The sequence below is a fragment of the Pseudomonas sp. FBCC-B1565 genome, assembly GCF_059133265.1.
In genome coordinates this window covers 6,180,104-6,203,411 of record NZ_CP101438.1, presented here as the reverse complement: position 1 = coordinate 6,203,411, position 23,308 = coordinate 6,180,104, and the positions used below count along the sequence as shown (strand labels likewise).

The 23,308-nt window shown below is 60.6% G+C and carries 25 protein-coding genes; 4 read left to right on the top strand and 21 right to left on the bottom strand.

What is annotated here, in order from left to right:
- Positions 1–2: 2 nt before the first annotated feature.
- The 6 genes from NL123_RS28615 to ubiE are packed head-to-tail and all read right to left on the bottom strand — an operon-like array spanning position 3 to position 4,071.
- Entirely contained in the window at positions 3–281 is a 279-nt protein-coding gene (locus tag NL123_RS28615) for a twin-arginine translocase TatA/TatE family subunit (RefSeq protein ID WP_016979166.1), read from the bottom strand.
- A gap of 26 nt (positions 282–307) precedes the next feature.
- Complete coding sequence (locus NL123_RS28610; RefSeq protein WP_058423691.1) at positions 308–640, bottom strand: phosphoribosyl-ATP diphosphatase; 333 nt, start codon at positions 638–640, stop codon at positions 308–310.
- Between the two features lie 2 nt (positions 641–642).
- A complete protein-coding gene (gene hisI, locus NL123_RS28605) occupies positions 643–1,035 on the bottom strand; it encodes a phosphoribosyl-AMP cyclohydrolase (RefSeq protein ID WP_058423690.1) in 393 nt (130 codons plus the stop codon).
- Positions 1,036–1,076: 41 nt separating this feature from the next.
- Positions 1,077–2,681: a ubiquinone biosynthesis regulatory protein kinase UbiB gene (gene ubiB, locus NL123_RS28600; protein WP_248485759.1), complete on the bottom strand. Its 1,605-nt coding sequence runs from the start codon at positions 2,679–2,681 to the stop codon at positions 1,077–1,079.
- A complete protein-coding gene (locus NL123_RS28595; protein ID WP_248485760.1) occupies positions 2,678–3,301 on the bottom strand; it encodes a ubiquinone biosynthesis accessory factor UbiJ in 624 nt (207 codons plus the stop codon). The genes ubiB and NL123_RS28595 overlap by 4 nt, the downstream gene beginning before the upstream one ends.
- The gene (gene ubiE / locus NL123_RS28590) at positions 3,301–4,071 is read right to left on the bottom strand and encodes a bifunctional demethylmenaquinone methyltransferase/2-methoxy-6-polyprenyl-1,4-benzoquinol methylase UbiE (protein WP_003171186.1); all 771 of its coding nucleotides are present in this window, start codon (positions 4,069–4,071) and stop codon (positions 3,301–3,303) included. Before ubiE ends, NL123_RS28595 begins: the two co-directional genes overlap by 1 nt.
- Positions 4,072–4,215: 144 nt before the next feature.
- Between ubiE and NL123_RS28585 the strand changes: the two genes are divergently transcribed.
- From NL123_RS28585 to NL123_RS28575, 3 genes are all read left to right on the top strand, one after another.
- A complete protein-coding gene (locus tag NL123_RS28585; protein WP_078046488.1) occupies positions 4,216–4,491 on the top strand; it encodes a polyhydroxyalkanoic acid system family protein in 276 nt (91 codons plus the stop codon).
- 105 nt (positions 4,492–4,596) lie between these two features.
- Entirely contained in the window at positions 4,597–5,019 is a 423-nt protein-coding gene (locus NL123_RS28580; protein ID WP_248485761.1) for a phasin family protein, read from the top strand.
- A gap of 12 nt (positions 5,020–5,031) precedes the next feature.
- The gene (locus NL123_RS28575; protein ID WP_494356808.1) at positions 5,032–6,006 is read left to right on the top strand and encodes a phasin family protein; all 975 of its coding nucleotides are present in this window, start codon (positions 5,032–5,034) and stop codon (positions 6,004–6,006) included.
- A 68-nt stretch (positions 6,007–6,074) separates the two neighbouring features.
- Here the strand turns inward: NL123_RS28575 and NL123_RS28570 are convergent, their stop codons facing one another.
- The 7 genes from NL123_RS28570 to NL123_RS28540 form a co-directional block, all read right to left on the bottom strand.
- Positions 6,075–6,608: a fimbrial protein gene (locus NL123_RS28570; protein ID WP_248485763.1), complete on the bottom strand. Its 534-nt coding sequence runs from the start codon at positions 6,606–6,608 to the stop codon at positions 6,075–6,077.
- Positions 6,609–6,626: 18 nt separating this feature from the next.
- Positions 6,627–7,556, bottom strand: coding sequence for a fimbrial protein (locus NL123_RS28565; protein WP_494356807.1), 930 nt, complete (start codon positions 7,554–7,556; stop codon positions 6,627–6,629).
- Between the two features lie 67 nt (positions 7,557–7,623).
- Entirely contained in the window at positions 7,624–8,523 is a 900-nt protein-coding gene (locus NL123_RS28560) for a fimbrial protein (protein ID WP_494356806.1), read from the bottom strand.
- 108 nt (positions 8,524–8,631) lie between these two features.
- The gene (locus tag NL123_RS28555; RefSeq protein ID WP_494356805.1) at positions 8,632–11,199 is read right to left on the bottom strand and encodes a fimbria/pilus outer membrane usher protein; all 2,568 of its coding nucleotides are present in this window, start codon (positions 11,197–11,199) and stop codon (positions 8,632–8,634) included.
- Between the two features lie 146 nt (positions 11,200–11,345).
- Positions 11,346–12,110 carry a fimbrial biogenesis chaperone gene (locus tag NL123_RS28550; RefSeq protein WP_248485766.1) on the bottom strand — a complete coding sequence of 255 codons (765 nt, stop codon included), beginning with the start codon at positions 12,108–12,110 and terminating at the stop codon, positions 11,346–11,348.
- Positions 12,111–12,118: 8 nt separating this feature from the next.
- Entirely contained in the window at positions 12,119–12,895 is a 777-nt protein-coding gene (locus tag NL123_RS28545; protein ID WP_248485767.1) for a fimbrial biogenesis chaperone, read from the bottom strand.
- Positions 12,896–12,988: 93 nt separating this feature from the next.
- Positions 12,989–13,570: a fimbrial protein gene (locus NL123_RS28540; RefSeq protein WP_248485768.1), complete on the bottom strand. Its 582-nt coding sequence runs from the start codon at positions 13,568–13,570 to the stop codon at positions 12,989–12,991.
- Between the two features lie 336 nt (positions 13,571–13,906).
- On the opposite strand from NL123_RS28540, the gene NL123_RS28535 reads away from it, so the two are divergent.
- Positions 13,907–14,602, top strand: a complete 696-nt coding sequence (locus NL123_RS28535; RefSeq protein ID WP_248485769.1) for a response regulator transcription factor — start codon at positions 13,907–13,909, stop codon at positions 14,600–14,602.
- A gap of 37 nt (positions 14,603–14,639) precedes the next feature.
- On the opposite strand, the gene NL123_RS28530 is transcribed toward NL123_RS28535, so the two are convergent.
- The 8 genes from NL123_RS28530 to NL123_RS28495 all read right to left on the bottom strand — a co-directional run bounded on the left by NL123_RS28530 (position 14,640) and on the right by NL123_RS28495 (position 23,307).
- Positions 14,640–15,260 (bottom strand): TetR/AcrR family transcriptional regulator, encoded by a 621-nt coding sequence (locus tag NL123_RS28530; protein WP_248485770.1) that lies wholly within the window; start codon positions 15,258–15,260, stop codon positions 14,640–14,642.
- Positions 15,261–15,287: 27 nt separating this feature from the next.
- Positions 15,288–16,970, bottom strand: a complete 1,683-nt coding sequence (gene phaC, locus NL123_RS28525; RefSeq protein WP_494356804.1) for a class II poly(R)-hydroxyalkanoic acid synthase — start codon at positions 16,968–16,970, stop codon at positions 15,288–15,290.
- A gap of 89 nt (positions 16,971–17,059) precedes the next feature.
- Positions 17,060–17,905, bottom strand: a complete 846-nt coding sequence (phaZ, locus tag NL123_RS28520; protein ID WP_016979176.1) for a poly(3-hydroxyalkanoate) depolymerase — start codon at positions 17,903–17,905, stop codon at positions 17,060–17,062.
- Positions 17,906–17,986: 81 nt separating this feature from the next.
- Positions 17,987–19,666 (bottom strand): class II poly(R)-hydroxyalkanoic acid synthase, encoded by a 1,680-nt coding sequence (gene phaC / locus NL123_RS28515; RefSeq protein WP_071492375.1) that lies wholly within the window; start codon positions 19,664–19,666, stop codon positions 17,987–17,989.
- 249 nt (positions 19,667–19,915) lie between these two features.
- Positions 19,916–20,293, bottom strand: a complete 378-nt coding sequence (locus NL123_RS28510; protein WP_248485772.1) for a gamma-butyrobetaine hydroxylase family protein — start codon at positions 20,291–20,293, stop codon at positions 19,916–19,918.
- Between the two features lie 148 nt (positions 20,294–20,441).
- Positions 20,442–21,779, bottom strand: a complete 1,338-nt coding sequence (gene hslU, locus NL123_RS28505) for an ATP-dependent protease ATPase subunit HslU (protein ID WP_248485773.1) — start codon at positions 21,777–21,779, stop codon at positions 20,442–20,444.
- A 37-nt stretch (positions 21,780–21,816) separates the two neighbouring features.
- Positions 21,817–22,347, bottom strand: coding sequence for an ATP-dependent protease subunit HslV (gene hslV, locus NL123_RS28500; RefSeq protein ID WP_010563201.1), 531 nt, complete (start codon positions 22,345–22,347; stop codon positions 21,817–21,819).
- 258 nt (positions 22,348–22,605) lie between these two features.
- A complete protein-coding gene (locus NL123_RS28495; protein ID WP_025858692.1) occupies positions 22,606–23,307 on the bottom strand; it encodes an SPOR domain-containing protein in 702 nt (233 codons plus the stop codon).
- Position 23,308 lies beyond the last annotated feature (1 nt).

Genomic DNA, 23,308 nt, shown 5'->3' with positions numbered 1-23,308 from the left:
GCTCACGAGTCTTTGCGGGTCGGCTCTTCGACTTTCTCAGCCTGTACGTCGAAGGTACGACGCTCAGTGATTGGCTGGGTAGCCTGCGGGTGCACAGGCTGCGCCGGAGGCACGGGGTTGACGGCAGGGTCGGCCGGCTTTTCGTCGTCGTTCATGGCTTTACGGAAGCCTTTGATCGACTCGCCCACATCGGTGCCCAGGTTCTTGAGTTTCTTGGTGCCGAATACCAGTACCACCACCACCAGAATGACGATCCAGTGTTTCCAGTCAAAAATGCCCATGCTGCGTATCCTCTAGTCTTGGTTATTCAGGCGGACGGGCGCGAGGCCTTCTCGGCGTGCCCGGACAAGCCGAAGCGACGGTCCAGTTCATCCAGCACAGCCTGTGGGTGCTGCCCCAGTTGGGCGAGCATGACCAGGCTATGGAACCACAGGTCGGCGGTCTCGTAGATGACATCGCTGTAATCGCCGCTGAGCTGCGCATCCTTGGCGGCGATGATGGTCTCGATGGACTCTTCGCCGAGTTTTTCCAGAATTTTGTTCAGGCCCTTGTGGTACAGGCTGGCGACGTAGGAGCTGTCGGCGTCCGCGCCTTTGCGGTCTTCCAGCACCTGGGCCACACGGTTCAGGGTATCGCTCATGTCTAGTGTCCTGCCGAGTAGATGGCGTGCGGGTCTTTGAGCACCGGTTCCACGACTTTCCATTCGCCGTTCTCGAACACGCGATAGAAGCAGCTGTGACGGCCGGTGTGGCAGGCGATATCGCCGATCTGCTCGACCATCAGGATCACCACGTCGGCGTCGCAGTCGATGCGCATCTCGTGCAGGGTCTGCACGTGCCCGGACTCTTCGCCCTTGCGCCACAGTTTGCCACGCGAGCGTGACCAGTAGATGGCGCGCTGCTCAGTGGCGGTGAGGCTCAGGGCCTCGCGGTTCATCCAGGCCATCATCAGCACGCGCCCGGTCTTGTAGTCTTGGGCAATGGCCGGCACCAGGCCGTCACTGTCCCACTTGATCTCGTCCAGCCAGTCTTTCATGTTCGGCTCCGGCAATTTGCGACAGTGTATAACCGGATTGGCTACCGACGCACGATCAGATAAACACCCACGGCGACCATGATGCCGGCCGGCCAGTGGCCCAGTGGGTTCAGCGGGCCACCGATGGTCAGCATCACGCCGCCGACCAGGTGTGCGGCGCCCAGCAGGCGCAGGAACCAGTCGTCCTTGCGCTTGTGCCACGGCGGCGCCGGGTCCTTGGCGTGGGGCTGGGACATGCGCTCCAGCAGGTCGCGGGTCATGTTGGCCAGGTGCGGCAGTTGTTCCATCTGGCTGTGCAGGTTGCCCAGCACGGTTTTCGGGCTCATCCGCTCGCGCATCCAGCGTTCGAGGAACGGTTGCGCGGTGTTCCACAGGTCGAGGTCCGGGTACAGCTGGCGGCCCAGGCCTTCGATGTTCAGCAGGGTTTTTTGCAGCAGTACCAGCTGCGGCTGCACTTCCATATTGAAGCGCCGCGCGGTCTGGAACAGGCGCATCAGCACCTGGCCGAAGGAAATATCTTTTAACGGTTTTTCGAAGATCGGCTCGCACACCGTGCGGATCGCCGCTTCGAACTCGTTGAGCTTGGTTTCCGCCGGAACCCAACCTGAGTCGATGTGCAATTGCGCCACGCGGCGGTAGTCGCGCTTGAAGAAGGCGAACAGGTTGCGCGCCAGGTAATCCTGGTCTTCCGGGGTGAGGCTGCCGACGATGCCGCAGTCGATCGCGATGTACTGCGGGCTCCACGGGTTGACGGTGCTGACGAAGATGTTGCCCGGGTGCATGTCGGCGTGGAAGAAACTGTCGCGGAACACCTGGGTGAAAAAGATCTCCACGCCGCGCTCGGCGAGCATCTTCATGTCGGTGCGCTGGTCGGCCAGGGTCGCGAGGTCGGTGACCTGCACGCCGTAGATGCGCTCCATCACCAGCACTTTGGGGCGGCACCAGTCCCAATACACTTGCGGCACGTACAGCAGCGGCGAGCCTTCGAAGTTGCGTTTGAGCTGGCTGGCGTTGGCCGCCTCGCGCAGCAGGTCGAGTTCGTCGTAGATGGTTTTTTCGTAGTCGGCGACCACGTCCACCGGGTGCAGCAGGCGTGCATCGGCGCTGAAGCGTTCGGCAGCGCGGGCGAGGATGAACAGCCACGCCAGGTCCTGGCCGATGATCGGCTTGAGGCCGGGGCGGATCACCTTCACCACCACTTCTTCGCCGGTCTTGAGCTGCGCGGCGTGCACCTGGGCGACCGAGGCCGAGGCCAGCGGGTCGACGTCGAAGCGGCTGAACACGTCGCTGATCTTCTTGCCCAGTTGCTCTTCGATGAGCTTCATCGATTGCTGAGAGTCGAACGGCGGCACGCGGTCCTGCAACAGCATCAGCTCGTCGGCGATGTCTTCGGGCAGCAGGTCGCGGCGCGTCGAGAGGATCTGCCCGAACTTGATGAAGATCGGCCCCAGGTCCTGCAAGGCCAGGCGCAGGCGCGCGCCTCTGCTGAGTTCCAGCTGTTTGCGTGGGAACCAGCGCCACGGCAGCACATAGCGCACGGCGAGCAGGAACCACGGCAGGGGCAGGGCGAACAGCAGGTCATCGAGGCGGTAGCGGATTACGACGCGCTGGATACGAAACAAACGGCGGACGGCGAGCAGCTTCATGCGTTATCGCTTGGATCAAGGGAACGGCTCAGGCGCTCGAAGCGCGCCTCAAGGCGTTCCAGGTCGATTTTGGCCTTGTCGAGTTCACGAAAGCGCGCTTGCGCTTCCCGCTCCCCGACCAGGGTGCGCGATTCTTCGCTCAGGTATTCGGCGAGGTTCTGGTTGAGGCTGGCGAACCCTTGCTGGTACCAGCGCGAACGGCTGCGCAGGTGCCCGCTGATCAACTGGGTGGCGACGGGGCCGATCCAGCGCGACAGTTCGTATTCCCAGTCCAGTTCCAGGTCCTGCAGCACGGCGGCGAGGTCCATCAGCACCGAACTGTCGCCTTCCAACTCCACTTCGGCGCTGTGCAGGATGGCGGTCTTGTTGCGGCTCAGGGCCAAGTGCAACAGGCTCGATGCCGGCGCACGCAGGGTGCAGTCGGATTCGGCGGCCCATTGGGTCGCGAGCATCAGGCCTTCTTCGCTGGGCAGGATAAACAGCTGCAAGGTGGGGCTGCGGCAATCGACGGCAATCACTTTGCCGTTGAGGTGCGCAAGCCGCGCCAGGGCGGTGCTGTCCAGGCGCAGTACACGGTTGAGGCCGTGTTCTGCGCTGGCGAGAAGACCTTTGATCAGCATCAGGGCTTGATACCGCGGTGCAGGGCGACGATGCCCGACGTCATGTTGTGGTAGGTCACGCGGTCGAAACCGGCCTCTACCATCATCGACTTCAGGGTTTCCTGGTCGGGGTGCATGCGGATCGATTCGGCCAGGTAGCGATAGCTCTCGGCGTCATTGGTGATCAGCTTGCCCATCAACGGCATGAAGGCAAACGAGTAGGTGTCGTAGACCTTGGACATCAGCGCGTTGGTCGGCTTGGAGAACTCCAGCACCAACAGGCGGCCACCCGGCTTGAGCACGCGCAGCATGGAGCGGATCGCGTCTTCCTTGTGGGTGACGTTACGCAGGCCAAAGGCGATGGTCACGCAATCGAAATGGTTGTCCGGGAACGGCAGCTTCTCGGCATCCGCCTGGACGAACTCGATATTGCCGGCCACGCCTTTGTCCAGCAGGCGATCACGACCGACCTTGAGCATCGAACCATTGATGTCGGCCAGCACGACCTGGCCGGTTGGGCCAACGAGCTTGGAGAACTTGGCTGCCAAATCGCCTGTGCCGCCGGCGATGTCCAGCACGCGGTTGCCGGTGCGCACGCCCGACAACTCGATGGTGAAGCGCTTCCACAGGCGGTGCATGCCGCCTGACAGCACGTCGTTCATCAGGTCGTACTTGGCCGCGACGGAGTGGAACACCTCGGCGACTTTTTCCGCCTTTTGGCTTTCCGGGACGTTCTTGAAGCCGAAGTGAGTGGTGGGTTCGGCATCGCTGCCTTTGCGCTGATCAGTCATATCGCTGTCACCAAAAGAGAATGCGGGACATGATAATCCCCAAGGCCTGCTTTGTCTTGGCAAGGCTGAAGGTAAGATGGGCGGTCAGCGAGACCTTTTGCCGCATCGAAGGTATCCAAGTCCCTATAAAGAGGAGTCATTGCAATGGCCCGTATAACTGTTGAGCGTGCACATTCCCTGGGTAAAGAGGGCGCGCGGGCAAAGGCCGACAAGTTGGCGCACAAACTCAAGGAGCAATACGGCCTGGAGCCGTCGTGGTCCGGCGATACCTTGAACCTCAAGCGTTCGGGGGTTAAAGGCACAGTGGTAGTGGCCGAAGATTCGCTGCGTATTGATGTGGAGCTGGGTCTGTTGATGTCAGCCATGAGTGGCACCATCAAGTCCGAAATCGAAAAGGCGTTGGACAAGGCGTTGGCGTGATCCCATTGTTCTTAGGGTGCCGATTCTAATTTTCCCGCCTACTTTGTGCCCAAGCCCTCAACTCCTGTGGGCCGTTCCTCCCCCCTATTCTGCGTGAGGTGCACCATGGCCAAAGTTATCCTGAAGAAAAAAATCGACGCCCAGACCACCACCCTGAGCGAGGTTAAGTCCTACGCCCGCAAGATTTGGTTGGCCGGTCTGGGTGCTTACGCCAAAGTCGGAAGCGAGGGCGGCGAGTACTTCAAAGAGCTGGTTAAAACCGGTCAACATGTTGAAAGCAAAGGCAAAAAAGTTGCAGTTGAACAACTTGAAGCCGCCAACAGTCAGATTGACCAAGTAAAGAGTAATGTCTCCACGGTCAAAGGTCTGGTAGAAGTTCAGCTGGATAAAGTTGAAAAAGCTTTTGATACTCGCGTTGCCAGTGCCTTGAATCGAATCGGCATTGCGTCTAAACATGACGTTGAGACACTCTCTGCTAAGCTCGAAGAGCTGACGACATTGCTAGAACGTGTCGCGCGTAAACACTAAGGAGACATCGGGATGGCTGTTAAAAAGACTACTCAGAAAGAAGGCAGCTCGTGGGTCGGGGAAGTTGAAAAATATTCCCGTAAGATCTGGCTTGCTGGTTTAGGCGTGTACTCGAAGGTTAGCACTGACGGCGGTAAATACTTCGAGACTTTGGTCAAGGACGGCGAGAAAGCCGAGAAGTTGACCAAAACCACGGTTGGAAAAAAAGTTGAAGCGGCCAAGGCAACTGCCGGCTCCGCCAAATCCAGCATTGCTGACACTTGGGAGAAGTTGGAACAGACTTTCGACAAGCGTCTCGCCAGTGCTGTTTCGCGACTGGGCGTGCCGAGCAAGGCTGAACTGAAAACGCTGCACAGCAAGGTCGATACCCTGACCAAGCAAATTGAAAAACTCACCGGCGCTAAAGTGGCTCCCGTGAAAGCGGCCGCTGCAAAACCGGCTGCCAAGCCGGCGGCTAAAACTGCTGCGGCCAAACCCGCTGCGAAACCTGCGGCCAAGCCTCTGGTAAAAGCCGCCGCCAAGCCTGCGGCAAAACCTGCGGCAAAACCTGCGGCAAAACCTGCGGCTAAAGCTGCTGCCAAGCCAGCCGCCAAGACCGCAGCCGCAAAACCGGCCGCTAAACCAGTGGCCGCCAAGGCTGCTGCCAAGCCGGCCGCTAAACCTGCTGCAAAACCAGCGGCCAAAGCCGCGGCAAAACCGGCTGCCAAACCAGCCGCTAAAACCGCAGCCGCCAAGCCTGCTGCCAAGCCGGCAGCCGCGAAACCAGCCGCCAAGCCAGCAGTTGCAAAACCTGCGGCGAAACCCGCTGCCAAGCCTGCGGCAAAACCCGCCGCCGCCAAGAAGCCAGCGGCCGCGAAGAAACCCGCCGCCGCCAAGCCTGCAACAGCGCCAGTCGCTTCGACAGCCAACTCGGTGTCCGCGCCAACGCCAGCACCTGCTACCCCGACTGCAACGCCGGCAACACCGACGCCATCCAGTCAGTCCTGATTTTCCGGGGCACACAAAAATGCCCGGCCTGCGAAGGTCGGGCATTTTTTTGCCTGAGTCTCAGAGCGTCAGTTGTAGGTGATCGACACGGTCACGTTGGTGACCAGCGTCCCTTGAGTGACATCCGCAGCGGTGTGGCTGACAGCGTAGTAGCCCGACAGTGGCAGCACGGCTTTCCGGTTGCTGGTTGGCACCGTACGGGTACGTTGGGCGGGGGTTCCGTTGGCCGGGATGGTCACCGCGGAAGGCGTGCGATGCACCAGCCATAAGCCCGTGCCCTTGGATGTGCCTGTGTTGGCAAACAACCCGGCGTTTCCACCCGAAGGGGTGCCTGTGAACAGGAAGTGCACGTTGCGGATATCGGACTCACAGTCGGCGGTAACGTCAAACTGCCGTTCGCCGGTGTAGGTGATGTTGTCAAAGTCTGAAATCTTGATGGTCGGCAATACGATGCTGCGGCTCACATCGCCAGCCGCCAGGTTGCACGTACCGGCATTGACCTGGCCGGTGAATCTCAGTGTTCCGGTGGTCGCGGCCTGCACCGCATGGGTGGCCAGGCTTGCAGTGATTGCCAGCAGGAGAGGCAGGGTTTGGATCTTCATCAGGTGGTCCTTTGGGGGTCAGTTGTAGGTGATGTTGACGGTGGTGGTGCTGGCGAGCGTGCCTTGGCGAACCGTGCCGTTTTTGTAGTAGGCCGCGCCCAGCGGCAAGACCGCACGATTGCCCGAGACGGCGACCGTACGTGTACCGTTGTTGCTGATGGTCTGGTTTGCCCCACTGGTGCGCGAGTACAGCCACAGGGCGATACCGCCAGCAGTGCCGGTATTGCTGAAGAGCGAGGTGTTCCCGGGGGCGGGAGTTCCGGTAAAGCGGAAGGTGACGCTGGATGCATTGCTGCAAGTGGCCGACAGCTCGAAGTTGCTCGCACCTGCGCTGTTAGCGTTGTTGAACGCGCTCACCCGCACGGTCGGCAGTGGGATGGTGCGGTTGACGTCGCCTGTCGCTAGGTCGCAGGTGGCGGCAGGCCTTACGAAACGTACGGCGCTGCCCATTTGCAGGCGGAAAGTGTTCGAGGATTTCAGCCATTTCTGTTCGAAGAAGTAACCTGGAGGCACTGTCCCGCTGGTGACGGGACCGATTTTGTAGAAGGTCGCCTCTGCCGAAGTGAAGCTTGAGACCGGCCCGGTAATATTGACCCGGGGGGTGTTATGAAGCGTAAAAATTGCGTTGAGTCCGCTATTTGTTGTCATCCTGACGGCCACGCCAACGCCTGGAACTTCGGTTGGGTGCAGGCCCTGGTTATGATTATTGGGGTAGCGCCCGTTGATCCACTGGGTTGCCAGTACGCAGAACGTGTTCCAGCCGGGAGCCGCACCATTGAATGCCTGGCGAATGATCACACCGTTGACGGGCAGGCTGTCAGGTACAGGGATAGTCGCCGGCAGATTGAGGGTTAGTGTGTCGTTCTGATACTTGGGGCAACTTGCTTGGGCGGCGATTGGCATCCCGATCCACAGCATTAGCGAAACAAGTTTTATTGTTGGTTTCATTTTCCTCGGTTTCCCCATGACAGAGAGGCCCGCTCTACTCGGAGGCGGTGGCGGCCTGCCTGCGTGCTCAGTTGTAAGTGATGTTGACGGTGGTGGTAGTGGCGAGCGTGCCTTGGCGAACCGTGCCGTTTTTGTGATAAGCCGCGCCCAGCGGCAAGACCGCACGATTGCCGGAAACGGCGACCGTACGCGTACCGTTGTTACTGATGGTCTGGTTCGCGCCACTGGTGCGCGAGTACAGCCACAGGGCCACACCGCCGGCGGTGCCGGTGTTGCTGAAGAGCGAGGCGTTCCCGGGGGCAGGAGCGCCCGTAAAGCGGAACGTGACGCTGGACGCGTTGCTGCACGTGGCCGTCAGCTCGAAATTGCTCGCGCCTGCGCTATCGGCATTGTCGAACGCGCTCACTCGCACGGTCGGCAAAGGGATAGTGCGGTTGACGTCGCCTGCAGCCAGGTCGCAGGTGGAGGCCGGGTTCACAAAGCGGATGGAGTTGTTCAGCACCATCCGGTAATGGCCCTTGCCGCCATCCCAATTGTTGTGCTGGATCTCGCCGCTGGGCAGGGTGCCGGTGGTGACCGGGCCCAACTTGTAGAACTCCGCCACCAACCTTGTCGCCCCCCAGAGGATTCGCCCAGGCGCCGATACGAGGCTTTCCGTCTTGAGTTTCGCGGAGTAGGGCGCACCGGAAGTCAGCGTGACCATGACGCGCATGCCGATACCGGGAACGTTGGTGTGATAAATCAGCCCGCCCGGCGCCGATTGGGCTGACGTAAATCGCCCGGTGAGAAACGTCGGTGTCGCGGTGGGGCACCACATATAGAACGTCGGATACGGCCCTGCGAACGTCTGGCTGGTGATCAGTTGGCCTACGCCAAGGTTTTCCGGGACGGAGATGGTGTTGGGGAAGGTCACGCTGTGTTGCATGTTGGGGTACCGATCACACGCCGCGTGGGCGGCAATCGGCATGCCCAGGGCCAGCAGTATCGAAATGAATGTGATGGAGATGTTTCATCTTCAGTCCCGTCATGAGAAAGGGTGTTTAAGGGCGAGGAGCGACGCGCCCCTCACCCTCGATCAACCGCCTGTACCGGCCCGGCAGGTGCCAGCGTCCAGTTGGCGCAGGCGCTTGCCACCCTCGGCCCCAGGCTCCTTGTCCAGGCGGTAGTTCAGTTGGCAGGTGGCATTGGCATTAGGGCCCCACCTGACGTTCAACGCCCCTTGATCATGTGCAACCCGCACAAAGGCTTTGCCGCCCTGGCCGACCACGCCGACGCTCGCACCGCTTTCATCGAACACATCCGAACCGAACGGCAGCAGGCTGCCATCCTCACGCCGTGCGGTGATCAGGATCGCCTGGCCGCTGACGGTCTCGAATTGCAGCTTCACTACCGAGCCTGCACGAGGTGCAACGTTTTGTGCGGCCGTCTTGAGCTCGACATCGACGGACAGGTCCTTGGGGTCCAGTTCGACGACGTTCTGGCGGTATGGCGTGAGGTGGGGCACCACGGCGTAACCGCTCGTACCGACCTGGGCGCTGTGGTTGCCGTTGATGCGTGCGCCCTGTGCATCGGGGGCCTGGACCAGGCCAATGGTGTCGCCCAGTTCCGGGGCGAAGGTCACGCCGCCTGCGTGGGCGACCACACCGCCGGTCATGCCGAGGGACGCTGTACGGTAGGTGTTGCTTTGCCCATAACTGGCGGACAGCACGCCCTGACTGGCTTGGTACTTGATGTCGGCACTGGCGGAACTGCCACCGCCCTGGGTATGGCTGCCACCCACGCCGTAGGTGAATTCGTTGCGGTCGCCCAGGCTGCCACCGAGGTTGGCGCGCTCGCCGCTGCTTCGATTGCCGCGATACGCCGTGGTGGTCAGGGTTGGCGAGCGAGGGCTGCTGCCCAGCGGGAAGCTCAGGCTCAGCTCGATTTGCTTGTCGACGCGGTCACTCAGCAAGTCTTTGGTGCGCTGGGCGCTGAGGGTGTAGTGCAGGCCGTTCCAGCTGCCGGTGTAGCCCGTGGTGAAGGTCAGGTTGCCGCTTCTGCGGTTCCAGTAGTTCTGTGAGGAACCGGTCAGGTACACCGAGCCGTTGCCCAGGCTCTGGTTGAGGCTGATGTCCATCCGGTCGCGCAGGCGTGAAAGGTTGTCCAGGCTGCGGTCGTCGATGGCGAGGTCGCGCACCCGTGCGGCGTCGGCCACGCTCAGGAAGCCCTCCGTGGAGTAGCGGTAGGCGCCGAGGGCAAAGTGGGTGCCGGTGTCGGTAAAGTTCTTGCTATAGCGCAACTGCACGCTTCGCCCGTCACGGGAGTCGTGGCCTGGAAGCTTCGCGGAAGAGTTGGTCAGGTCAAGTGACAGCGCGCCGAAAGGCGTGTTGAAAGCCGCCCCCAGCAACTGCGATTGATAGTCTTCGCCCATCACCACGCCGGTGTAGCCGGTCAGCAGGTTGCTGAGGCCGTGCTGGTAAGTGGCTTGCATCAAGGTCGGCGGGTAGCGCAGCCCGATTTCATCCAGCTTGCCGACACTCAATGAGTAGCGGCTGTAGCCGGCGCGCAACAGGTTGGCGTTGGCGGCAAAGGGAACAATGAACTCACGCTTGCGGCCATCGGCCTCGGTAATCGTGACGGTCAGGTCACCGCCATAGCCCGTGGCAAACAGGTCGTTGAGCACAAACGGGCCGGGAGCCACGGACACTTCATCGAGCAGCACACCGCGCTGGCGCACGGTGACCCGCGCGTTGGTTTCGGCGATGCCACGTACGACCGGTGCGAAGCCAGTCATAGAGTCAGGCAGCATCCGGTCGTCACTGAACAGGCTGGCGCCCCGTAAGCGTACGCTGTCAAACAGCTCGCCCGAGGTAAAGATCTCACCCGCCACCAATTGAGAGCGCAGCGGGGCCAGTTCGCGCTGCACGTAGGTGCTGCTGCTTTGATAGCCGGCACTGCTATCGTTGCGGCTGAAACTGCCGTTGTGTCGCCAGTGCCATTCACCCAGGTTGAGGCCGGTGTTCAAGCCCAGGTAGTGGGAATCGATGGTGCGGCCATTGGTCTGTGTCGCGAAGGAGTTGACGTTGTAGCGCACAAAGGCGGCATCGATGCCGCTGTCCCAGTGCTTGGGGTCGACATAACCCCTTGCCTGGCGCAGCAGATAGATCTGCGGCACCTGCAGTTCCAGGCGGTTCTCGCCCGAGTCGAACTGGCTGCTGCTGCCGGGCAGGTAGGTGGCGATGTCATCGCAACGGGAAAACTCCGGCGCCGACGGCTGGCCGGCTTCGGCGGGTTGATTCTTCGGCGCGTCCAGGTCGATGCCAAAGCGGACAAGCGCGTCGCGCTCAAGGCACATCTGCGCGGAGTCCTGGCCTTCAACGGCGACGAAGACCAGGGTTTCACGCCCGATCCACTGGCCGTTGAGGTAGACATCGGTGCGGTAAGTACCGGGCAGCACGATGTTGCCGCGGCTGAATTTTGAAATATCGACCTGCTGGTCGACCGCCCGATCCGGAAAGAAGGCGGGGTTGAACTCGACATTCTCGGCACCGTAGGCGGCCATGGCATTGGCGCTACTGAGCAGCAACAGGCAGCGCGCCATGAGCATCGATTGACGACGTGACAGGGATCCGGCGCTTACGCTGGCAGGCGTGTTGGAACTCATGTTTACCATTCTCAAAAATAAGGACTGTCCGAATTCGGGCAAAGGGAACCCCTGCCCAAAAAAAGAGGCATCAACCGAATGTGTGTAACGAAGTGGATAGCGTTGCCAGCGGCTGGACGGATGTCGCCGCTGGCGTATTCAGGCCGTCATTTGGCGAGCTTGGCGCGGTGAGGGATGGCTACCCCAAAGTCGTCGAGCGTCTGGAACTCCACGGTTTGCGAGGGGTTCGGCGGTGACTTGAGGCTGGGCAGCTCGAAGCGGTTGCGTCCTCCCGGCACCACCATGTTGTCCGTGCCGGACGCCACTGCCTTGCGGGCATGGCGTTGCTGTGACTCCAGCACATCGACCTGGTCGAACGTCACGTGATACGGGGTGGGGTTATAGACTTCGAGGACCTGGCCCTGCTCGGTGGATTCGCGCCGCCACTGCAGTTTGCCTGGCGCCTCCTCCACGCTATAAGGCAAATTCGGCGGACGGAAAAACAGCTTGATCCGCGAGCGAAAAGCCAGCTGCAACTGATTATTCTGCGGGGAACCTTGCGCCTGGGAAGGCACCTCCAGCACGTTGAACCAGAACAGGCTTTCCTGTTTCGACGGCAGGGCTTCCCCCGTATACGCCAGGCGCACGACCTGCTGTTTGCCGGGCTCCATGCGGAAGATCGGCGGTGTGGTCACGAAGGGTACGCCCGCCAGATCCGGCGTCGAGTACTCGTCGCCATTGTCCAGCCAGGCCTGGATCAGCACCGGCGCCTGATTCTTGCTTTCAAGCCGAACCGTGACTTCTTTGTCGTTCTGCGGGTAGACAATGCGGGTGTTGCCGATGACAACACTCGCGTGTGCGACGGCAGTGCCGAACAGCGCGAAGGCGACTGCGATGAACCTGGGCAGGTGTGTGAGAGACATTACGTTCATGGCGGTGCTCATCTCACGGCTGAAGGGCTAAGGCTCGCCGAGTGGCGAACGCGGGCGCCGAAGTCGCTGACGCTGGTGAATTCGACTTTGGGCGTGCCGCTGGGGCGATCGCGCAACTGCGGCAGCGCAAACAGTTTCACATCGCCGGACGGCATCAACAGACCGTCATTGGGGTCTTGGTTCGCGGCTTTGCTGAACCGTTTGCCTTGGCTCAGCAGGTCAACCGATGTCAGCGAAATATGGTAAGGCGTCGGGTTGGTCGCTTGCAGTGCGTAGCCGTTATTGTGAGGTACCAGCTGCCATTGCAGTTTCGAAGGGGCGCTGGCCACCGGGTAGGGCAACGATTGAGGGCGCAGGAACACACGCAAGCGGGTCCGAAACGCCAACTCGATCTGATTGTTCTGCTCGGCGCCCGCTGTCACCGGTGGCACCTCCAACACGTTCAGCCAGTACAGGCTTTCCCGGTCGGTGGGGGCGGGCTCGCCGGAGTAGCGCAAGCGCAATGCCTGCTGTTGATGAGGCTCAATGCGAAAGATCGGTGGTGACAACGTAAACGGTGTTTGCGCCGTCGCGGGTGTTGAGCGGATGTCACCCGTATCCAGCCAGGCTTGCACCAGTGCGGGTCGGTCCCCTCTATTCTCCAGCCGCACGACGACCTCTTGATGTTCGGCCGGGAAGATCACGCGGGTCCCATAGATAATCACCCCTGCATGGGCCGGCATCGCTTTGAGCGACAGCAACCCAACGGCACAGGTGGCAAGCGCAAGGCGAGCCATTTTTTTCATAGTGTCGCAACTCTTCGAATCGGGGGGATGGACCTGCCTGACTGCGGCAGGCCCGTTTCATGCGAGGCCTGCTGGCGCAGGCCCATTGGTCCCTTAATCGGCGTACACGACCATGAAGCCAACGCGAGTCTTGACCGTGCCCTCTGTGGCGGGAGCGGTGGCGTACATTTGCGCGGCCAGTGGAATCACTGCCTGGTTGTCGGCGATCACCACGCCTTCCGATTTCTCGGTGTACACGTGGATTGGCGTGCCATCGCGGTTGGTCACTTCAACCTGGACGTTCTTGGCGTTGGCGGTGTCGTCCGGGTCATCGTAGCCATCGATGTTCAAGCGGCCGGTCGCCACGTCAATGGCGGGGCTGGTAGGGTCGAACGCAACCATGGCGGTGCGACCGTTGGTGCAACTGCCTTCACCTGGCGCACCAATGCGAATGGTGAAACCGGTCAGGTTGGCGCGATCACCCGGCCTGGCCAGGCGTGCTGCCGAAACGCCACCCAGGTTGACGTCCTTGACCACTGCCCCGGTGCCCGGTGCCGAACCTTCAACCGTGCAGGTCACATCGTTCACTAATCCAGTGAAATTGATGGTGCCGTCATTGGCAGCGTGTGCGGTTTGCGATGCAGCAGCGGCCAGGGCAATAGCGGCCGCGAGGGTAGAGAGCGTGTTGAATTTCATAGTATTCCCACTTCGTGAATTATCTTTTTGATCCGCCACAGGCAGCGATCGCTGCACCGGGTTTTATCCAAGTGGCGGAGCACATAATGTGTCGTGGAAAGAGTATGTTGCCTATAGAGAAGTCTCTAGATTTGCCTCGTGATTATTCGAAAATCTCCTGGCTGATTCAAAGTAGTTGTATTTACTTTTTTTGTAAGAGGTGGATGTAAGACGCAGCTGAAAGAAAAGGACTTATTATTGTTGCGTGTTGATACCTGCGTGTAGCTGGGATATACCGTGCTCGAACTAAAGAGAGAATGTTCGTAATGAGCGGTAATCACTTGAGCGGGTTTCTTGATGCCTACTTCCACATCCAATATGCACACCATCATGTTGCTTGATGATCATGAGATGGTTCGACAGGGGATCGAGCTGGGGTTGGGCAATGAGGCAGACCTTGCGGTGATCGGCTCTTTCGGCACGGGCAAGGAGTTGCTGGAGGCTTTGGCGCTGAGGCCGGCGGATGTGGTGGTGATGGACTTCATCCTCGGCCCTTCCGACCTGGACGGCCTTGGCTTGATCCAGACGTTGAGTCGACGCTTCAGGCAATGCAGGCCGATTGTCGTATCCTCGCACTACACCCCGGCGACCGTTTCATTGGCGTTGAAGGCGGGCAGTTGGGGAGTCTTGGGCAAGACCCAGAAACTGACGGAGTTAATCACGGCTATCCGAACGGTCGCCCAAGGCCGTATCTACTTGCAGCCTTGTATGCTGTCGGCCATCCAGGGCATGCAGCCTGTTTCTGAGATGGGCAACATGAAATCGAAAATGGACCCATCAAGTTCATTACGGCTGAACACCAGCCTCACACCCAAGGAGCAAGAAGTATTGCGCTGTTTCCTCGATGGGATGTCAGTGAGTTCAATTGCGGCAAAGTTTTCGCGCAGCGCGAGTACGATCAGCACGCAGAAGCAATCAGCCTATCGGAAGTTGGGTATCAAGACCGACAGTGAACTTTTCAAGTTCACTCAGCAGTTTGACGTACTTGAATAGTGAAAAGGCTGTAAGAAAGTTTTCTTGCGCTCGAAAGTTAATTCGCGTTATCCAGGTAACTTAGCGCTAATTGTTCAATAGCCTGTCGCGCCGGCGACAACAAGTGCGGCGCGACCAGCATCATGACCTGGTAGACCGCCACTCGCACTTCGCCCTCCCGGTCGAGAATGCGCTGGTAATCCAGGGAGAACAGCAAGGTCATGGTGATCTGTTCCACCAATTGCCCCAGTGCCTGGGTGTCGCTGGCCAACTGGCCGGCGGCCTTCAATCGCGCGAGCAGGGACGCCAGGGTGCGCTTTAGCGCCGTGAGCAGGTTGCGGATGCCCTTGGCCAATTTCGGCAGGCGTCCCGCCAGGTTTGACAGGTCCTGGAACAGGAACCGGTAATGCGCCATGCGCTCGACGATCAGGTGCAGGAACAGCCAGTAATCCTGTGGTTCCAGTTGCGCGTCTGCCGGTGGGTCGAGCAAGGGCGTCAGTTCATTCTGGAAGCGCTCGAACAGCCCGAGCACCAAGGGCTCCTTGCCATGGAAATGGTAGTAGAGGTTGCCGGGGCTGATCCCCATTTCATTGGCCACCTCCATGGTCGACACGTTGGGTTCGCCCTTCTGGTTGAACAATTGCAGGGCACATTCAAGGATACGGTCGCGGGTCTTCATCCAGTCTTCTTAATGTGATCGTTGAGCTCAGCGTACGCGCACGTAAGTGCCCGGTGCCGCTTCCATCGGTGGGTAATTCTGGTTGCCCAGGGCGGTGAGGGTTTCGCGTTGCACGCCGGAACGCTGCTGGATCCACTCCAGCCACCGCGGCCACCAGCTGCCTTCGACATGGTCGGCGTCGTAGTACCAGGCACGTGGGTCGCTGCTCAGCTTGAGGTTCTCGACGTAGTTGGCCTTGGGGTTGCCCGGCGGGTTGAGAATGCTCTGGATATGCCCGCTGTTGGACAGCACGAAGCGCCGCTCACCGCCCAGCAATTGGGTGGAGCGGTACACCGCATCCCACGGCGTGATGTGGTCGTTGATGCCGGCCACGCTGAAACTGTCCACTGTGACCTTCTGCAAATCGATGGGCGTGCCACAGACTTCCAGGCCGCCGGGATGGCTCAGCGGGTTGTGCTTGAAGAAGTCCAGCAGGTCGCCATGCAGGGCGGCGGGCAGGCGCGTGTTGTCATTGTTCCAGTACAGGATGTCGAAGGCCGGCGGTTCCTTGCCCAGCAGGTAATTGTTGATCCAGTAGTTCCAGATCAGGTCATTGGGGCGCATCCAGGCGAACACCTTGGCCATGTCACGGCCGTCGAGCACGCCTTGCTGGTAGGAGCGGCGCTTGGCGGCTTCCAGGGTCTGCTCGTCGGCGAACAGGGTGGCGGGGCTGTCGATCTGGCTGTCCAGCAGGCTCACCAGGTAGCTCGCGCTGGAGATGCGGCGCAGCTGGCGCTTGGCTTGCAGGTGGCCTTGCAGCGCGGCGATGGTCAGGCCGCCGGCGCAGGCGCCCATCAGGTTGACCTCGCGGGCGCCAGTGATCGCGCGGCAGACGTTAAGCGCTTCCTCCAGCGCGGCGACATAGGTGGAGAGGCCCCATTCGCGATGCCGCACATCCGGGTTGCGCCAGCTGACCATGAAGGTCTGCAGGCCGTTTTTCAGGGCGTACTGCACAAAGCTGTTGGCCGGGCTCAGGTCGAAGATGTAGTACTTGTTGATCTGCGGCGGCACCACCAGCAGCGGCTTGGCATACTGTTTTTCGCTCATGGGCTTGTACTGGATCAGCTCCAGCAGCTCATTGCGAAACACCACTGAGCCAGGGGTGGTGGCGACCGTCTTGCCCACTTCGAAGGCGTGCTTGCTGACTTGGCGCGGCAGGCCATTGTTGTGCAGCAGGTCCTCGAACAGGTTGCTCACCCCGCGCACCACGCTGTTGCCGCCGGAGTTGAGCAGCTCCTTGATCGCCAACGGGTTGAGCAAGGTGTTGGACGGCGAGACCGCATCGTTGAGCAACGAGAAGGCAAAGTGCGCACGGGCTCGGTCATCGGCGCTGAGGGTGCTGTCATCGATCCAGTGGCGTGTCTGCTTCTGCCAGCTCAAATAGGCCTGCAGGCTGCGCCGGTACAGGGGATTTAGCTTCCAGGTGGGGTCGTTGAAGCGGCTGTCGTTGGGGTTGGGTTCGTGCACGGTTTCACCGAGCAGCACGCGCCCCAGTTGCCCGCTCAGCGCCCAGGCATGCCGAACGGTATGCACCGGGTTGCGCAAGCCATGGGCAGCCACGCTGCGCAGCGTCGACAGCAAATCCCGGCCGCGCAGGCCGGTGATCGCATTTTGCGCGTTGATGAACGCGGCGGGTGTGGGCGCCGGGTTCGTCACGGGTCTTTCTCGCATGAGCCAACACTCCTTCGTCAAGCCATCAAACGGGCACGCCAATTCAGAACCATAGTCGGTTCCTGGCAAGTTGCGCGGCAGTGTGGTCCTTACACGGCCGGTCGCGGATGAATCACCGCGCGCATGCGCTCCTCTTCAAGAAACTTCATGATGATCGGCGCCACGGCTTCGGCCCGGGTGATCAGGAACAGGTGGCCGTCATCGATGATGTGCAACTGTGCATTGGGAATGCGCCAGGCGAGCATGCGCATGTTGATCAGCGGGATCAGCGGGTCATCGTCCCCCGCCAGCACCAGGGTGGGCTGGCGGATCTTGTGCAGCCAGTGGATGCTGGTCCAGCCCAACCCGGCGAACAGTTGCCAGTAGTAGCCGAGCTTGCCGGCCGAACGCACTTTGCTGGCGTGTTCGGCGGCCAGTTTCGAATCGCGGCGGAACGAACCGCCGTAGATCATCGGCGCGATGCGCACCACGTGGGACGGCTGGATGTAGCGGCGCGGGCTGGCCATCAGCCACAGTACCTTCGGCTTGCCCGGCACCATCACCGCACCCGCCGCCGTGGCTGCGAGGATCAACTTCTTGCACCGCTCCGGGTAGTCATAGGCAAACTGCTGCGCCAGCGCGCCGCCCCAGGACACGCCCACCGCATTCACCTGGCCATAGTCCAGGTAATCGAGCATACGCGCGGTGAGTTTGGCCAAACCGGGAAAGCGGTACGGCCGATTGGGCGTCGACGAACCGCCGACGCCGGGCACGTCGAAGGCGATCACTTCCAGGTCCGGGTCCAGTGCCTGGACGAACGGAAACACCAGCTCAAGGTTGGCGCCGATGCCATTGAAGATCAGCAACGGCGTCAAGTGAGGCTTGCCGGGGCGTACCGCCGTGCGGATGGTCTGGCCATCCAGGTCGATGGTACGGAAGATGAACGGTTGCGGCATGCTCAAACCCTGTGAAGTGTTACAGCCGGAATGCGCCAAATGTGGGAGGGGGCCCCCTCCCGCATTTGAATGCATTTCAATTTAGCGTTCGTGTACGTAGGTGCCTGGCGCCGCCTCTGCTGCGGCATAGGTTTTATTTCCCAAACTCGTCGGCGCTTTCTTCAACTTACCCGCTCGCTCCGCCTGCCACGCCTGCCAATGCAGCCACCACGAATCCGTATGCTTGGTCGCATTCTCCTGCCACTCAAGCGGCTTGCCCGCCAGGCCATCGCTGGTCTGGTAGCGCGCCTTGGGGTTGCCCGGCGGGTTGAGGATGCTCTGGATATGCCCGCTGCTGGACAGCACGAACTCGACCTTGCCACCAAACAGCTGCGCCGACTTGTAGCAGGATTGCCACGGCGTGATGTGGTCGTTGGTGCCGGCCAGTGAATAGATATCGGCGGTGACCTGCTTGAGGTCGATGGGCGTGCCGCACACTTCCAGGGCGTTGGCGCGTACCAATGGGTTGTTTTTGAACAGCTCGATCAGGTCGCCATGGAACGCTGCCGGCAAGCGCGTGGTGTCATTGTTCCAGAACAGGATGTCGAACACCGGCGGCTCGTTGCCCAGCAGGTAGTTGTTCACCCAGTAGTTCCAGATCAGGTCGTTGGGGCGCATCCAGGCGAAAACCTTGGCCATATCGCGGCCTTCGAGCACGCCGGCCTGGTAGGAATGGCGCTTGGCCGCCTCCAGGGTCTGCTCGTCGACGAACAGCGCCACCTGGGTGTCCAGCGTGGTGTCCAGCACGCTCACCAGCAGGGTCAGGGCGTTGACCTTCTTCTCCCCCAGCGCCGCGTAATGGCCCAAGAGGGCGGTGCAGGTGATGCCGCCGGAGCAGGCGCCGAGCATATTCACGTCTTTGCTGCCGGTGATCGCGGTGACCACATCGACGGCTTCTTTCAGCGCTTCGATATAGGTCGACAGGCCCCATTCGCGCTGGGCCTTGGTCGGGTTGCGCCAGCTGACAATGAACGTCTGCTGGCCATTGCGCAGGCAAAAGCGCGCCAGGCTCTTCTCCGGGCTCAGGTCGAATACATAGAATTTGTTGATCTGCGGCGGCACCACCAGCAGCGGGCGTTCGTGCACCTGTTCGGTGATCGGCTTGTACTGGATCAACTCCAGCACGTCATTGCGAAACACCACCGCGCCTTCGGTGGTGCCCAGGGTCTTGCCTACTTCAAAGGCACCCATGTTGACCTGGCTGGGCATGCCGCCGTTGTGCACCATGTCCTTGGCCAGGTGGGACAGGCCGTCGAGCAGGCTCTTGCCGCCGGTTTCAAAGAAACGCTTGACCGCCGCCGGGTTGGCCGCGCTGTTGGTAGGCGCCATGGCTTCGGTCATCAGGTTGATCACGAAGTGGCCGCGGCTGATGTCCTGTTCCGACAGGTTGCTGTCGCCGATCCAGTCGTGCAGTTCCTTGCGCCACGCCAGGTAGGTTTGCAGGTAGCGCTTGTAGAGCGGGTTCTGGCTCCAGGCCGGGTCGGTGAAACGACGGTCATCGCTTTCCGGCACCAGCGCGGATTTGCCAAACATCACATTCTTCAGTTCGACGCCAAAATGGGCGACGTGCTTGACGCTGTGCAACGGTTGCTTGATGGCTTGGGTCAGCACCATCTTCGCCGAAGCGAGTAAATCCTTTTTACGTAACGCGATGATCGGGTTGAGCCCCAGAGTGTTTTCCGAGGCCTGGCGTTTCAAGTCATCGTTGTTCTTGTTACTCATCTACGACGCTCCATTGTCCGAAAGACGAGTACCGGGGACCGCTGCGCACCCAGTTTCGATACACAACTCAAGCCTGGTACTGCGACTCGGGTGACCGTTGATACCGCATCGTCAAATGCAGGGAACTTGCCAGTTCCATTGGTTACCCGAGTTTAATTTTTTTCGCAAGCGGGCCAATCGTTGGCCACGCGACAGGGCATTCAAGCAGATGAAATTAGAAAATGCGCTCTAAAGAGCAAGAGGCCTGAGCTAGAGCATCAGCCGTACGACCGACTGGCTCGGGTCGCGGGTTTTGCCGGCGGCTTTGAGTTCGGCAAGATAGTCGGCCCACAGTGCGTCCTGACGCACGGCCAACTGGTAGAGGTAGTCCCAGGTGAACAGTCCGCTGTCATGCCCATCGTCGAAGGTCAGTTTCAGTGCGTACTGGCCGGCCGGTTCGATCTTGACCAACTTCACGTGGAGCTTGCCGAATTGCAGGATCGGCTTACCGTGGCCCTGGACCTCGGCGGAAGGCGAGTGGGTGCGCAGCAGTTCGGCAGGAAGCTGGTACACCTCGTCGGGCCCGTAAGTGAGGCTGAGGGTGTTGGAGGTTTTGTGCAGGTTTACTGCAGTAGGAAATTTGGTCATTGATGATCATCCTGAACGAACCGACATCAAAATGTGGGAGGGGGCTTGCCCCCGATAGCAGTGTGTCAGTCAGCCCATCTGGTACTGATACACCGCTATCGGGGGCAAGCCCCCTCCCACAATAAAGCAAAGCAGTTCTGAGTGAGGCTTACAGAATGTAGCGCGACAAGTCTTCGTTCTGCGCCAATTCGCCCAAGTGGCTGTTGACGTATTCAGCGTCAATCTTGATCACGTCGCCATTCTGCGCCCCAGCCAGGTCGCCAGCACTGAAGGACACTTCCTCCAGCAGCCGCTCCAGCAAGGTGTGCAGGCGACGCGCACCGATATTCTCGGTCTTCTCGTTGACCTGCCACGCGATCTCCGCCAGGCGCTTGATGCCGTCTGGCTGGAACTCGATGCCCAGACCTTCGGTTTTCAGCAGTTCACGGTACTGCTCGGTGAGGGACGCGTGCGGTTCGCTGAGGATACGTTCGAAGTCGCCCGGGGTCAGCGCCTTGAGCTCCACGCGAATCGGCAGGCGGCCTTGCAGCTCCGGCACCAGGTCGCTTGGCTTGCTCAGGTGGAACGCACCGGAGGCGATAAACAGGATGTGGTCGGTCTTGACCATGCCCAGCTTGGTGTTCACGGTGCAACCTTCGATCAGCGGCAGCAGGTCGCGCTGTACGCCTTCACGGGACACATCGACGCCGCCGGAGTTACCGCGCTTGGCCACCTTGTCGATCTCGTCGATAAACACGATGCCGTGCTGCTCGACCGCCTCCAGGGCCTTGGCCTTGAGTTCTTCCTCATTCACCAGGCGCCCGGCTTCTTCGTCGCGCACCAGTTTCAGCGCTTCCTTCACCTTGAGCTTGCGGCTTTTCTTCTTGCCCTTGCCCATGTTGGCGAACAGGTTCTGCAATTGGCTGGTCATTTCTTCCATGCCAGGCGGAGCTGAGATGTCGACGCCGGACACTTCAGCGACTTCGATCTCGATTTCCTTGTCGTCCAACTGGCCTTCACGCAGGCGCTTGCGGAACAGCTGGCGGGTGTTGGAATCCGAAGCCGGTGCGGCGTCTTCGTTGAAGCCCATGCGTGCCGGTGGCAGCAAGGCGTCGAGGATACGTTCTTCAGCGGCGTCTTCGGCGCGATGGCTGACCTTGGTCATTTCCTGTTCGCGCAGCATCTTCAAGGCAGCGTCAGCCAGGTCACGGATGATCGACTCGACGTCACGGCCCACATAGCCCACTTCGGTGAACTTGGTAGCTTCGACCTTGATGAACGGCGCGTTGGCCAGCTTGGCCAGGCGGCGGGCGATCTCGGTTTTACCGACGCCTGTAGGGCCGATCATCAGGATGTTCTTCGGCGTTACTTCAACGCGCAATTCTTCGGGCAGTTGCATCCGGCGCCAGCGGTTACGCAGCGCGATGGCTACGGCGCGCTTGGCATCGTCCTGGCCGATGATATGGCGATTGAGTTCATGGACGATTTCGCGGGGAGTCATGGACATAGTGTTTGGCGGCCTCAAGCGGGAATAAGCCTACGGCTTACTCGGCGAGGTCCTGCTCCTCAATGGTGAAGTTGTGGTTGGTGAACACGCAGATATCGCCGGCGATACCCAGGGCGGTCTCGACGATTTCGCGGGCCGACAGGTCGGTTTTCTTCAACAGTGCGCTGGCTGCCGCCTGGGCATAGCCACCGCCGGAACCCATGGCGATCAGGCCATGTTCGGGCTCAACCACATCGCCGTTACCGGTGATGATCAGGGACGCGTCTTTGTTGGCGACGGCCAGCATGGCTTCCAGGCGGCTGAGGGAACGGTCGGTGCGCCATTCTTTGGCGAGTTCGACGGCGGCGCGCACGAGGTGGCCCTGGTGTTTTTCCAACTGGCCTTCGAAACGTTCGAACAGGGTGAAGGCGTCGGCGGTAGCGCCGGCAAAGCCCGCGAGAACCTGGCCGTGGTACAGGCGACGCACTTTCTTGGCGTTGCCTTTCATCACGGTATTGCCCAGGGAAACCTGGCCGTCGCCGCCCATGACGACTTTGCCGTGGCGACGTACTGAAACGATGGTGGTCAAGGGGAGAGTCTCCACGCAGCGGGGCGAAAATGCCCTGATGGAAACTCATATGGGGGTGGCGGGGGGGATTTCAACCGTAGGGGGGTATGGCGGACGAGTGGTGGTCACGGGTCTGACACCCACTCCAGAAAGCTGCAAAACCAAATGTGGGAGGGGGCTTGCCCCCGATGGCAGTGTGTCAGTCACCGAAAATGTTGACTGATCTACTGCTATCGGGGGCAAGCCCCCTCCCACATTCTGATCGGTGTTGAGCTTGAATCAGCGGCTCTGGCGTTGTTGTAACAACAGGTTGCTAAAGCCCGCACCAGCCAGTTGCTTCTGCGCCACAGTCAGTTGTTCACGGTTGCTGAACGGACCCACCAGTACGCGATACCAGGTCGCATCCTTCACCGTGCCGGACTCCACCGTCACCGACTGGCCCAGCAGAATGATCTGCGCCCGTACGCGATCCGCATCTGCCTGTTTGGGGAACGAGCCCGCTTGCAGGAAGAACTTGGTTACCGGCGCGGCCTTGGTCTCGGCCACCGGCGGGGCTGGCGGCGGGGTGATCCCGGCCAATGCGGCTTGGGCACGCGCCGTGTCGATCTTCGCGGCTTCCGCCGGGGTGACCGGGGTGGTCGGCACTTGCGGCGTCGGCAGGGTTTTCTCCGGCACGGCGTCCGGCGGCACGATCACTTCCGATTCCGGCAACAGCGTGTAGAAGTCGTACTTCGGCTTCACCGGGGCGGTCGGGCTCGGCGCAGTCTTGTTGGCTTCGGCCATTTTCGTAGCCTTCTGCTGCTCCTGCTTGACCCGTTTGACGTCATCGCCCTTGCCCGGATCCAGTTTCATCAGGAACACGATAAACGCGCCGACGGTGAGGCCGATCGCCATCCACAACCAGCCCGGGATCGGCTTCTTCGCCGGGGCCTGGTAGCGGCTGGCGCCGCGCTTGGGTGCTGGTTTTTTCTTGGCAGCCAAC